The following is an 11794-nucleotide window of genomic DNA, read 5'->3' on the forward strand; positions in this document are numbered from 1 at the left end:
CTATCAATTAATCGAGCTTAAGAGTAATATTTTAGATTGGAGGTCATAAGATGAAAGTAGCTGAGATAATGACTAAAGAACCAGTTACCTTAACCAAAGAAGATTCAATTAAAAAAGCAAGCCAGATTTTCTATAATCAACAGATAGATGGAGCCCCAGTAGTAGATGAAGCAGGTAAACTACAGGGACTCTTTACTAAAAGTCACTTAATGAAAGCTGTTATCCAAGGCTTGAACAATCAAAGCCCAGTAGAAAAGTTAATGACTACTGAGCTAATTAAGATCGAAGAGGATAAAAGTCTGGAAGAAGCCTGGCAGACTAAAGTAGGTAGGCTGCCGGTGGTTAATGAAAGGGGAGAGCTAGTAGGTATTTTGACCAGAACTGACTTAGTAGAAGCCTTTTATAAAGAAGCGCAGGAAGTTGTAGGTAAGCTGAAGACAGTTTTGGACTCTTCCCATAATGGAATTATTGCTATTGATTTGGAAGGCAAGATTACTACCTTTAATGCTGCTGCTGAGGAGATGTTAGGCTGTTCAAAGGAGGAGGTATTAGGAACACAGATTACAGAACTAATACCTAATACTGGACTGTTGGAGGTTTTAGAGACTGGTCAAGCGCAGTTTGGGGAGAAGATAAGCTTGAATGAGACTACATTTTTGACTAATCGGAGTCCTATCTTTAAGGACGAGCAATTAAAGGGTTCTATGGCTATCTTTCAGGATATCTCTGATTTAGAGAGTATTTCCGCAGAATTAAATGTGGTTAAGAACTTAAATAAAGAGCTGGATGCGATTATTGAATCGGTATCCGATGGAATCTATATTACCGATGGCAATGCGGATACTATCAGGATTAATAGTGCTTACGAAAAGATTACTGGTATTAAGAGTGAAGAGGTGGAAGGTAGAAACATGAAGGACTTAGTTGCGGAAGGAATATTCTCCGAATCAGTTACCTTTCAGGTCTTTGAGCAGCGAGAGCCGGTTAGTGTAATGCACCAGATTAAAACTGGGAAGCAGGTACTGAGTACTGGAAATCCGGTCTTTGATGAGGAAGGAAATATTGTCCGGGTAGTAACTACGGCTAGGGATGTGGCAGAGTTAAATAATATTAAAGAAGAGCTAGAAAAGACTAAACAGTTGACCCAAAGATACTATTCTGAATTAGAAAAGCTGCGCTCTCAACAGTTAGAACTGGATAATGTAGTGATGAAGAGTAAGCAGACTAAGCAGGTTTTTGATTTAGCCTTGCAGGTAGCTAGGGTTAATTCTACTGTTTTGATTACTGGGGAGTCGGGAGTGGGTAAGGAGATTGTGGCCCGAACCATTCACGGAATGAGCGAGCGCGAGGGCTCTTTAATTAAGGTTAACTGTGGAGCTATTCCGCGGGACTTATTGGAGGCTGAGCTATTTGGTTATGAAGAAGGAGCCTTTACTGGGGCTAAAGCGCAAGGTAAACCGGGAATGTTTGAGCTAGCCGATGGGGGAACTCTCTTTTTGGATGAGATAGGGGAACTGCCTTTGAATCTTCAGGTTAAGCTGCTGCGGGCCCTACAGGAAGAGCAGATCATGAGAGTCGGTGGTACTAAAAGCATTGCTATTAATACCAGAATAGTGGCAGCTACTAATCGGGACTTAAAAGAAATGCTAGCTGAGGGTAGCTTTAGGGAAGATCTCTATTATCGGCTTAATGTAGTGCCAATTCATATTCCTCCTCTGCGAGAGAGAAGAGAGGATATTGCTCCGCTGGTTTTCAACTTTCTAGAACAGTTTAATGAAGAGTTTGGTACTAGTAATAAGCTTTCTTTAGAGGCAGTAGAGGCTTTAGAAAGCTATCATTGGCCGGGTAATGTGAGAGAGCTGGAGAACTTGATTGAACGCTTGCTGGTGATGGCTGAAGAGGAAGAGATTAGTGTGGACTACTTACCAGAACATATTAACCAAGGTGAGGATAACAGCTTTGAGGTGCAGGTGGCTAGTCTAATTCCCTTAAAGGAGGGAGTAGCTAAGGTTGAAAAGAGCTTAGTTGAGATGGCCCTAGAGCAGCACGGTAGCACCTATAAAGCAGCCGAAGCCTTAGAGGTTAGTCAGCCTACGGTAGTTAGAAAGGCTCAAAAGTATCAGTTGAATAAAGATAATTAAAATTAATCTCTCTAAAAAGAAGGTCTCAGTATTCTTTTATTTAACTAATGAAAAGGCTTTATTTGACTAAGCTTATTAATTTAAATAGGAGAGTGATTAAAAGAGTGGATTGGGAAGAAATACAAGAAATTTGGGACTGTACTAAGGAAGAATGGAACGACTGGCAGTGGCAGTTAGCTAATAGGATTACCACTGTTGAAGAATTGGCAACTAGTTTTGATCTTTCCGCAGCACAGCTTAGTGAGATTGAAGAGGCAATTGACATCTTTCCTATGTCTATTACCCCTTACTATGCTTCGATGATTGATTTCAATTCAGATTCTTGTCCTATTCATTTACAGGCTATTCCGCAAAAAGCAGAACTAGAAGAGTGTAATTATGAAATGGATGATCCTCTGCATGAAGAGGATGATTCTCCGGTGCCTGGTTTGACTCATCGCTATCCGGATCGAGTACTGTTGATGGTAACTAATCAATGTTCTATGTTCTGTCGGCACTGTACTCGTAAGCGTAAGGTGGGGGATGGTAATAGTCAGGTTGACTTTGCACAGATTGAGGCTGGAATTGAATATATTAAGGATAATCCTCAGGTGAGAGATGTTTTGTTATCCGGGGGAGATCCCTTGTTGATGGACTTGGAGATGCTGAAAAAAGTAATAGCTAAGTTAAAGGAAATATCGCATTTGGATATTGTCAGACTAGGTAGTAGAGTGCCAGTGGTTTTACCTCAAAAAATAGATGATCAATTGATAGATCTGCTTCAGGATTATTCTCCATTGTGGATTAATACTCACTTTAATCATCCGCGGGAGTTGACTGCTGAGTCTAAAGAAGCGCTGCATAAATTAGCTGAGGCTGGTTTTCCTCTGGGGAATCAGACGGTACTATTGAGAAATGTAAATGACTGTCCTACGATTATGAAGGAGTTAATGCACCAGCTAGTTGAGAATAGAGTTAGACCTTATTATCTCTATCAGTGTGATCTTTCCCGGGGGATTGAACACTTTAGGACTACTATTGCCAAGGGAATTGAGATTATGGAGTCGCTATTTGGTCATACTTCTGGCTTGGCCATTCCTAGGTATGTAGTGGATGCTCCGGAAGGTGGGGGTAAGATTCCGGTTACTCCTAACTATCTGATTTCTTCGGCTCAGGATAAGCAGGTTTTAAGGAACTATGAAGGGGAGATAGTGACCTATATTGAGCCTACAATTGAAGATGATCAGTGTCCTTGTCATTGTGATATCTGTAGTGGAGATGAAAGTGAAGGAGAAGTAGGAGTGCAAAAGCTTCTTTCTGATCAGAATAATAAGTTAAGTCTTTAGTTTTAATTACTCTTTATGAACAAGGAGGATTTAGAGATGGCAGTTTCTTCTCAACAGCTGGAAGAAGAATATAGTAGCACTAAGCTGATTAGAGGTTTAAAATATCAAGCTCAACTTGAATATTCTCAGTTAAATCAAAGAATTACTATTAAGTCTTATTCGGGAAGTAACTTAGCTAATTTAGGTAATAGACTTAAGATTGAAGCTAAGCTCCTAGGTTACGGTAAAGTATGGGTCAAGGCTAGAGAGAGCGATCGGGCTGAGTTTGCTAAGGCCGATTTTGAGTTTGAGGCTAGAATACCGGATTTTTATCTGGAGCAGGATGCTTTGATTATGTCTGCGTATCTAAAAAGGAGTAGAAATCAGCTTTTAGATCGGGCAGAGGAAGAGCAGATTATTAGAGATCTTCAGTCTTTAAGAACAGAGCTTACAGAGGTGGAGTTAGCTGCGGGCCATCAGTTTAAAATTGCGGGCCCGGAGGATGCTGACGCTATGGTGGAGTTATATAATAATGTTTTCGATTCTTATCCTAATCCTATTTTTGCTAAAGAGTATATCGAAAAGAGTTTAGAGGATAATCTGATTTACGGATTGATCTACGATGATCAGCAGAACTTAGTAGCTGCTGCTTCGGCAGAAACTGACCCGGAGTATAAAAATGCAGAAATGACGGACTTTGCTACTTTACCTTCAGCACGGGGGCAAGGCTATGCTAGCTATCTTTTGAATAAGTTGGAAGAAGAGTTAAAAGACAGAGAATATCATACTTTTTACAGTATTGCTAGGGCCCTTTCTTACGGAATGAATAAGGTCTTTAAGCTAGCTGATTACCAGTATACCGGCAGGCTGATCAAGAACTGTCATATTGCTGGTCAGCTTGAAGATATGAACCTGTGGTTTAAAATATTAGACTAAAGTTAAAGTGCAAAAAGGCTTCTGATTATCAGGAGCCTTTTTGCTTTTAAATATCTTCATGCCTGATCTCTCTAGCTAAATTTCTATAAGCCTGAGCTCCTGGAATTTTTTTAGCATAGTAGATAACCGGTTTTTGTGCTTCAGCTGCTTCGGCAAATCTGATGCTGCGGTAGATTATCTGAGGATAGACTTTGATCTGTGGTTCGAATTTTTCTTTAATCTGCTTTAGTACTTGACCTGTATGTTTAGTGCGTCGGTCTAACATAGTAGCTAAGATTCCTTTGATCTCTAAACTGCTATTTAGCTGAGTCTGTACTTTCTTAATCATCTTCAGTAAACCGTCGACTCCTCTTAAGGCTAGGTATTCACAGGCAATAGGAATTAAGACTGAATCGGCGGCGGTCATAGAGTTAAGAGTAAGTAAGCCTAAGGAGGGCTGACCGTCGATAAGTATAAAATCATAATTATCTTTAATTGGTTCTAGGATAGCTGCCAAACGTTTTTCCCGAGCTACAGAGTTTATTAACTCCATTTCTGCTAAAGCCAGATCTACATTGGCCGGGATTAAATCGGCTCTAAACTTAGTTTTAATAAGGGTTTCGGGGGCTAGTTCCCCTTTTTGGAGAGCATTGTAGATGGTATTTTCTAAGCTATCGGGCTCATAACCGCAGCAGAGAGTTAGTCCTCCCTGAGGATCTAAATCAATTAAGAGCACTTCGGCTCCTAATTCGCTTAAGGCAGCTCCTAAATTGAGAGTAGTAGTAGTCTTGCCTACTCCTCCTTTTTGATTAGCAATCACTAGCACCTGGCCCATAATATACTCCCCTTTCCAGATTATTATAACATCATTAACTCAGAGCTGCAAATAGCTATTAATTGTTGATTTTTTAGCTTGAATATTATAAACTAGTTTATGTTTGAGTAGTTATTTGTTTTTTGAGATAATAGTTCTTAAATAGAGGAGGAAAACTAAGTGGAAAGTAAAAAAGTTAATTATAGATTTTTAACAGCGTATGCTTTTATAACCGTCTTTACTTACGGAGTGATAATGAATTTACGAGGAGTAGTAAATCCGCTAATTCAGAGTGACTATAGTATTAGCTATTCGCAGCTGGGGGTAGTCTTATCTGTTTACTCTATTGGTTCAATTATTAGTACTTTAATTGGCGGCTTTTTGATTCGCAAGGTAGGTTTAAAGAAGGAGTTTAGAACTGGCTTTATAGTTCTAAGCATCGGCCTAATAATGATCAGCTTTATTGATCGCTATGTTTTTTTGCTAATTACTATGTTAATTATTGGTTTAGGAATAGGGTTGTTGATGGTAGGAGCAAATACTTTAGCTTCGCGGATTTTTATTAAAAATAAGGGGCGGATGATGAATATTTTTCATCTTTTTTTTGGGATTAGCGGACTTTTAGCTCCGATTTATATTAATCAGCTTTTTGATTTAGGCTTTAGTTGGGAGCAGGGTTATACCTTAGCTATACTTTTAGTCGCTTTATTATTCTTAATTTCTTTATTTAGCAGCTTTCCCCAACGTTCAGCACAGGTAAAGGTGAAGGCCTTACCAGTTAAGAAGCTGCTTAAAGATAAAAGAGTACTAGGCTTTATGTTAACCTTTGCTTTAGTAGTGGCGCTTGAATTAGGGATTGTTAACTGGGTAGGTATTTATTTAAGTGATATTCAGCAGCGCAGCAGTACTGAGATCGGTTTTTATGTATCGGCCTTTTTTAGCTTTTTTATTTTAGGTAGATTAGTTGCTAGTATAATTATTGAACGTTTTAATTACTTTAAGTTTATAGTATTTACTATTTTGGCTACGGTAGTGATTGCTGTTGTGGGAGTATTGGGCCCGGACTCTTTTGCTATCTGCTTTTCTATCTCCGGTTTTTTTATTTCGATGACCTTTCCTACTCTACAGGCGGTGATGTTTGAAATATTTGAAAGTGATCTAGCAGCTTTGATTGGAGCTACTTTAACTGCGGGAGAGCTAGGGAATATCTTTTTTTCCAACTGGTTAGTGGGTTTACTCAATGACTTATTGGGAATTAGAGTGGGTTTTTTAGTTTTGATTTCCTATGGACTCTTAGCTGTGGGGGTAATTTACTATATTAATTACCAAGAACAAAGGGCTATTAAAGAAGCTTTAGATAATAAAACAGCATAGAAGGAAGGGGAGAAGACCTTCTATGCTGCTAATTAGACTTAGGAGAGGGGGATTAATTATTGCTGTTGTTGATTTTGCATCTGTTCTCTAACCTTGTATTGGGGCTCTTCGCTTTCAACTTCGTTCACTCTTGATTCTAAGTCTTGAACTACTTGTTCAAGCTGATTAGCACACTGAGTATAAATTTGCTGAGCTTGTTGATTCTGAGTTTCTAAAGCAAAGCTCTCTAAATTAGCTTGTTCTGCCTTTAGTGAGCTTAAGCTTTGGTGTAGATTTTGGCCAACTGTCATTTGACCACCTCCCTTGCTGTTATTAATCTACCCTAATTTAACAGTAATCATAAAGGTAATATCTTGTTTAAAAGTTAAATTAGAGCAGAGCTATAGGAAGGTTAAGTATTTTAAGCTCCTTTAGAAACACAGTCTTGAGCGTTGCTTTGCGGACTGAAAAACAGCATTTCTGGTTCTGCCAATAGAGAAAACTCTTCTAAAGGATCACCTTTAACGGCTAATAGATTAGCTCGTTTAGTTGCTTCAATACTACCTAATTCTGCTGCTAAGCCTACTATTTGCGCATTATTAGCAGTAGCCATCTTAATTATTTGTAAAGGACTAAGCGAAGTTTGATTAAATAGTTCTAATTCTCTAAAGTAAGAAAAACCGTGTAAAACCTGATAAGCACCTGCATCGGTACCAATACCTAACTGTACTCCTATTTCCTGGGCCCGCTCTACCATTTCTAACTGACGTTGGTAAGAACGAGTGATTACTTCAATTTGTTGTTCAGAATAGTTTTCTTTAACCTTCAATTGGTCGGCTACGGGAACTACCGTAGGAACCCAAGGAATTTTTGCTGCGGCCATTCTTTTTAGTGATTCTTCGCTTAAGAAATAACCATGTTCTATGCTATCCACTCCAGCAGCAGTGGAAATTTGAACTGCTTCTTCGGAACTAGCGTGAGCCATAACCTTTAAATTTCGTTGATGAGCAGCTTTTACTATTTGTTTTAGCTCAGCTGTATCAAATTGAATAGCTCCTACCTTACCGTATTCACTGAAGCTGATGATTCCTGAAACCAGTACTTTAAGTTGATCTACGCCGAGTTTAGACATTTTCTCAACTTCTTTTTCCAACTGATTTTTATTTTTAAGGCTAGGACCTAAAAAGGAACCGTAGTAGCCTTCTTTGTGAATTGCCTTGCCGGTAGCTACAATTTGAGGCTTTAAATTAGCTTTAGGAGCACTTTGATTTCTGGTTTGAAGTCCGATTTGAGCTTTATCACCACCATCCCGAACGGCTACTATTCCTCTATTTAAGGTGTTATTTAACTCTTTAACAACTCTTTTTCCGACTTGGATTGGGGAGTCCCATTCGTCTAGGGCCCGCTTAAAGTCGATTCCATCTAAAGCTAGATGCACATGAGCATCGATAAAGCCCGGCAAAACTGTATAGTCATTAAGGTTAATCTGAGGATAATTATTTAAGGATGATACTGAGCTATCAGTTAAGGAACTTTGTTTGATAATATCCTTAATTTCCTGATCTTCGATGATAATAGCCTGCTTTTTGAGAACTTTATTGCCGATACCATCAATTAGCTGTCCTGCTAGTATAATTAGCTTTTCTTCACTGGTTAATTTTTTAATTTCCATAATTTTATTGACTCCTTCTATTAGATGCTGCGCCCTGAAGCGACGCTTGTACTTTAGTTAGTCATTACTCTGGGGATGATAATCCTTGAGTAAGCGACGCGAAGCTAGTACCCTTGCGGTTTACTTTTGGGGTGACTAAATTCGGACAAAATCTGACTAAAGCATAAAAGCTGAAAGAATTAAGCTGCGTCAAATTTGTTTTTAAACTTGTCGATTATGATCCCACATTGTATAATTATATAAAGTTATCTCCTTTTTGACAAGGGAATTTACAAGGAATAATTAATAATTGGGGATAAATAGGGAGGTGCGGAAAAGAGTCTTTCTTGATCTGCGTAGAAGCAGGAAGCATTTTCAAAGATGATTTGGAGGAAGGAACAGACCAAACTTCTTTTTCTAAGCTCGAAATTATGGATAAAAGCTCTGAAGTTGTGAAAAAGAAGTTTGAAACTAGCGCCAATGATTTATAGATTGATGATGGTTTTAATTAAAGCGATAATAAGGGGCTATACTTTGCTGAAGAAACCTTTAAATTTATCTATTAAAGAGCTCTTTTCTTTGCTCTTTTTAAGCTTATTTTTTTCTTGAATTTTTCTGATCTGCTGAATAACTTCTTGATCGCGCTGTTCCAAGGATTGATTTAGTGTTTGCGCATTTTCTTTGATCATTCTTTGAGTTGTTTTTTGTTGATTACTTAATTGGTCATAGAGGGCCATTACGGCTTGATTAACCTTTTTATCCAGTAAGTCTGCTAAATCTTTTTTGATCTGCTCTCTATTAGTGGCTAGATTTTTTTCAACTAGCTTTGCTAATTCTTCCTTAATAACTGCTTTCTCTAGTTCAGTTGTGCTGTCTTCTCTTAATATAAACTGTTCTTGATTTAAAAACCAGCGCGGGCCTTGTTTAGTCTGTAACTTCTTTCCATCTAACTTGCCAGAACGTAGCCAGCTATAGATTGTAGATTTGCTAACTTCTAAACTTTTAACAGCCTCTTCTACAGTCAGACAGTATTTTTGGTGGTCGGTATTCATTTCGGATGCTCCTTTTCTAGTTATTTACAGTTATTACTATATATTATATTAGATATATTATTTTAAAAATCCTTTTTAATTAAGCAAAAAATAACTTTTTAATACAGATTATTTCCTTGAATAAGTATAAAATTTTTGGTATCATTAAATAAATTGGATATTTTCGTGACCAATAGGGGTGCCTGCGGGCTGAGAGAGCTTAATAGCTCAACTCTTGAACCTGATCTGGATTATACCAGCGGAGGGAATTGGCGTTTACTTATTAAGCGCACATCCTAGCTGGATGTGTTTTTTATGTTATTTAGTAATTTTTTGAGCTGACGACTGATAGCTGACTGCTGATAAGTTATATTGAGGGGGGTGAGCTGATGGAGATAACGGTTAATGGTAAGCCGGAGTTACTTAATCGGGAAATTAATTTAGAGGAGTTTATTGATGATAAAGGACTTAGTGATAGCAAAGTAGCTATTGAATATAATGGAGAGATTCTACAGCCAGCAGAGTGGCAAGAAGTAGTTTTGACGGCGGGAGATGTACTGGAGATTATTAAGTTTGTAGGAGGAGGATAATAATTATGACAGATAAACTGGAGTTAGGTGGAGAGAAATTGGCAAGTAGACTTTTGATGGGGACTGGTAAGTTTCCTAGTAAGGAAATTATTCCCCAAGCAATTAAGGCTGCCGATTCGCAAGTAGTGACTATGGCTTTAAGAAGGGTGGATTTTGATTCACCAGCGGAAAATGTGATTAACTATATTCCGGAGGAGGTAATACTTTTACCTAATACTTCTGGAGCTAGAACTGCTGAAGAAGCGGTGCGGATTGCTAAATTAGCTCGAGCTGCTGGCTGTGGAGACTGGGTCAAGATAGAGGTGATCAGTGATCATAAGTATTTATTACCCGATAACCAGGAGACTATTAGAGCTACTGAGATTTTGGTTGAGGAGGGCTTTGTAGTTTTACCTTATATGAGTCCGGATTTGATGGCTGCTAAGAAGATGGCAGCAGCCGGAGCAGCAGCGGTGATGCCTTTGGGAGCTCCGATTGGCACTAATAAGGGGTTAAGAACTCAGGATTTAGTTGAAATTTTAGTAGAAGAGATAGAGGTGCCGATTATTGTTGATGCCGGGATTGGTAAGCCTTCGCATGCAGCTCAGGCTATGGAGTTAGGAGTGGAGGCGGTGTTGGTGAATACGGCTATTGCTACGGCTGATGATCCAGTGAGAATGGCTAAAGCCTTTGCTCAGGCAGTTGAAGCTGGACGAGAGGCCTATTTAGCTGGAGCGGGCCCGGTTAGGGATTATGCTGAAGCTTCTTCGCCGTTGACAGGCTTTTTGGAGGAGGGATAAGATGAGTTTTTATGATCGCTATCAAGACTTTAAAGACTTGGATTTTAAGCAATTCATGGCTGGAGTAGGAGAGCAGCAGTTAGAGGAGATTTTATTTAAGCAGAGTTTGGACTGGCAGGATTTCTTAGCTTTATTATCCCCTCAAGCTGGGAGTTATCTGGAGCCTTTGGCGCAGCGGGCCCGCGAGGTGAGTATTCGTAACTTCGGACGGGTAATTCTACTTTACACTCCTCTTTATTTAGCTAATTACTGTGTTAATCAGTGTCTTTATTGTGGTTTTAAAGCCAGTAATGAGTTGCCGCGTCATAGGCTTTCTTTAGCCGAAGTAGAAACCGAGGCTCAAAAGATTGCCGAGATGGGAATTAAACATCTTTTAATTTTAACTGGGGAGTCGCGGCAGGACTCTTCTTTAGAGTATATTTCTAGCTGTGTGGAGATTTTGAAAGAGTACTTTCCGGCTTTAGCAGTGGAAATCTATCCTAATAGTGTAAGCGAGTATCGATCTTTGATTGAAGCGGGGGTTGATGCTTTGACTATTTATCAAGAGGTCTATGATCGGCAGGTCTATGAGCAGGTTCACGTTCAGGGCCCTAAGCAGAACTATAGATATAGATTAGATGCTCCAGAACGGGGCTGTCAAGCAGGAATGCGTAGTGTGAATATTGGCTCCCTATTAGGTTTAGCTGATTGGAGAAGCGAAGCTTTCTTTACTGGCCTGCATGCTCAGTATTTACAGAATAAATATCCTGAAACTGAGATCAGTGTTTCAGTGCCTCGTTTGCAGTCAGCTTTAGGTGGTTTTGCTCCTAATTCAGTAGTAGAGGATCGTCATTTAGTACAGATTATCTTAGCCTTGAGGCTCTTTTTACCGAGATTAGGAATTACTTTATCTACTAGAGAAGCACCCGAGTTAAGAGAAAACTTGATTTCTTTAGGAATTACTAAGATGTCAGCCGAATCTTCAACTGTGGTAGGTGGTTATGCTGTTAATCAGCAAGGAATAGGCCAGTTTGACACTACTGATCAGCGTAGTGTAGAACAGATTAAGGAGTTAATTAGAGGTCAAGGCTATCAACCAATCTCTAAAAATTGGCAGCGGATTTGATTAAGGAGGTTGTAACAGTTGTTAAAATACTAGTAAAAACTATATAAAAGTTATAAAAACGCTTGAAGATCTATCTATATTTTGATATACTATAGATAGAGGTGATAAAGA

At 38.9% G+C, this 11794-nt stretch carries 12 protein-coding genes and 1 riboswitch; of the genes, 8 read left to right on the plus strand and 4 right to left on the minus strand.

Annotated features, from left to right (window positions below; genetic code table 11):
* Positions 1–50: 50 nt before the first annotated feature.
* The 3 genes from MWH30_RS08295 (at position 51) to ablB (ending at position 4381) form a co-directional block, all read left to right on the plus strand.
* Positions 51–2141, plus strand: coding sequence for a sigma-54-dependent Fis family transcriptional regulator (locus MWH30_RS08295; protein ID WP_248663605.1), 2091 nt, complete (start codon positions 51–53; stop codon positions 2139–2141).
* 92 nt (positions 2142–2233) lie between these two features.
* Positions 2234–3466, plus strand: coding sequence for a lysine 2,3-aminomutase (gene kamA, locus MWH30_RS08300; RefSeq protein WP_248663606.1), 1233 nt, complete (start codon positions 2234–2236; stop codon positions 3464–3466).
* A gap of 36 nt (positions 3467–3502) precedes the next feature.
* Positions 3503–4381 (plus strand): putative beta-lysine N-acetyltransferase, encoded by an 879-nt coding sequence (gene ablB, locus MWH30_RS08305; protein ID WP_248663607.1) that lies wholly within the window; start codon positions 3503–3505, stop codon positions 4379–4381.
* 46 nt (positions 4382–4427) lie between these two features.
* Here ablB and MWH30_RS08310 read toward each other — a convergent pair whose 3' ends face one another.
* A complete protein-coding gene (locus MWH30_RS08310; RefSeq protein ID WP_248663608.1) occupies positions 4428–5195 on the minus strand; it encodes a ParA family protein in 768 nt (255 codons plus the stop codon).
* 159 nt (positions 5196–5354) lie between these two features.
* On the opposite strand from MWH30_RS08310, the gene MWH30_RS08315 reads away from it, so the two are divergent.
* Positions 5355–6548 (plus strand): MFS transporter, encoded by a 1194-nt coding sequence (locus MWH30_RS08315; protein WP_248663609.1) that lies wholly within the window; start codon positions 5355–5357, stop codon positions 6546–6548.
* Positions 6549–6604: 56 nt separating this feature from the next.
* Here the strand turns inward: MWH30_RS08315 and MWH30_RS08320 are convergent, their stop codons facing one another.
* Both MWH30_RS08320 and MWH30_RS08325 read right to left on the minus strand, forming a co-directional pair.
* A complete protein-coding gene (locus MWH30_RS08320; protein ID WP_248663610.1) occupies positions 6605–6838 on the minus strand; it encodes a DUF1657 domain-containing protein in 234 nt (77 codons plus the stop codon).
* A 110-nt stretch (positions 6839–6948) separates the two neighbouring features.
* Positions 6949–8199: an amidohydrolase family protein gene (locus MWH30_RS08325; RefSeq protein WP_248663611.1), complete on the minus strand. Its 1251-nt coding sequence runs from the start codon at positions 8197–8199 to the stop codon at positions 6949–6951.
* Positions 8200–8525: 326 nt separating this feature from the next.
* On the opposite strand from MWH30_RS08325, the gene MWH30_RS08330 reads away from it, so the two are divergent.
* The gene (locus MWH30_RS08330) at positions 8526–8669 is read left to right on the plus strand and encodes a hypothetical protein (RefSeq protein WP_248663612.1); all 144 of its coding nucleotides are present in this window, start codon (positions 8526–8528) and stop codon (positions 8667–8669) included.
* Between the two features lie 36 nt (positions 8670–8705).
* Here MWH30_RS08330 and MWH30_RS08335 read toward each other — a convergent pair whose 3' ends face one another.
* The gene (locus tag MWH30_RS08335; RefSeq protein WP_248663613.1) at positions 8706–9230 is read right to left on the minus strand and encodes a helix-turn-helix domain-containing protein; all 525 of its coding nucleotides are present in this window, start codon (positions 9228–9230) and stop codon (positions 8706–8708) included.
* A gap of 164 nt (positions 9231–9394) precedes the next feature.
* Positions 9395–9494, plus strand: a riboswitch (TPP riboswitch).
* Between the two features lie 104 nt (positions 9495–9598).
* Between MWH30_RS08335 and thiS the strand changes: the two genes are divergently transcribed.
* Genes thiS through thiH form a run of 3 tightly spaced genes read left to right on the plus strand, consistent with a single transcriptional unit; the run spans position 9599 to position 11683 of the window.
* The gene (gene thiS / locus MWH30_RS08340; RefSeq protein WP_248663614.1) at positions 9599–9799 is read left to right on the plus strand and encodes a sulfur carrier protein ThiS; all 201 of its coding nucleotides are present in this window, start codon (positions 9599–9601) and stop codon (positions 9797–9799) included.
* 5 nt (positions 9800–9804) lie between these two features.
* Entirely contained in the window at positions 9805–10578 is a 774-nt protein-coding gene (locus MWH30_RS08345) for a thiazole synthase (RefSeq protein WP_248663615.1), read from the plus strand.
* A 1-nt stretch (position 10579) separates the two neighbouring features.
* Complete coding sequence (gene thiH / locus MWH30_RS08350) at positions 10580–11683, plus strand: 2-iminoacetate synthase ThiH (protein WP_248663616.1); 1104 nt, start codon at positions 10580–10582, stop codon at positions 11681–11683.
* Positions 11684–11794: the final 111 nt, after the last annotated feature.

This window comes from Fuchsiella alkaliacetigena (assembly GCF_023227765.1).
Taxonomy (GTDB): Bacteria; Bacillota; Halanaerobiia; order Halobacteroidales; family Acetohalobiaceae; genus Fuchsiella; species Fuchsiella alkaliacetigena.

What these genes read in the sequence shown, in the direction of transcription:
- MWH30_RS08335 (WP_248663613.1), bottom strand. Translation starts at nt 9,230, where the DNA reads ATGAATACCGACCACCAAAAATACTGTCTGACTGTAGAAGAGGCTGTT.
- MWH30_RS08295 (WP_248663605.1), top strand. Translation starts at nt 51, where the DNA reads ATGAAAGTAGCTGAGATAATGACTAAAGAACCAGTTACCTTAACCAAA.
- MWH30_RS08320 (WP_248663610.1), bottom strand. Translation starts at nt 6,838, where the DNA reads ATGACAGTTGGCCAAAATCTACACCAAAGCTTAAGCTCACTAAAGGCA.
- thiH (WP_248663616.1), top strand. Translation starts at nt 10,580, where the DNA reads ATGAGTTTTTATGATCGCTATCAAGACTTTAAAGACTTGGATTTTAAG.
- ablB (WP_248663607.1), top strand. Translation starts at nt 3,503, where the DNA reads ATGGCAGTTTCTTCTCAACAGCTGGAAGAAGAATATAGTAGCACTAAG.
- thiS (WP_248663614.1), top strand. Translation starts at nt 9,599, where the DNA reads ATGGAGATAACGGTTAATGGTAAGCCGGAGTTACTTAATCGGGAAATT.
- MWH30_RS08310 (WP_248663608.1), bottom strand. Translation starts at nt 5,195, where the DNA reads ATGGGCCAGGTGCTAGTGATTGCTAATCAAAAAGGAGGAGTAGGCAAG.
- MWH30_RS08325 (WP_248663611.1), bottom strand. Translation starts at nt 8,199, where the DNA reads ATGGAAATTAAAAAATTAACCAGTGAAGAAAAGCTAATTATACTAGCA.
- MWH30_RS08345 (WP_248663615.1), top strand. Translation starts at nt 9,805, where the DNA reads ATGACAGATAAACTGGAGTTAGGTGGAGAGAAATTGGCAAGTAGACTT.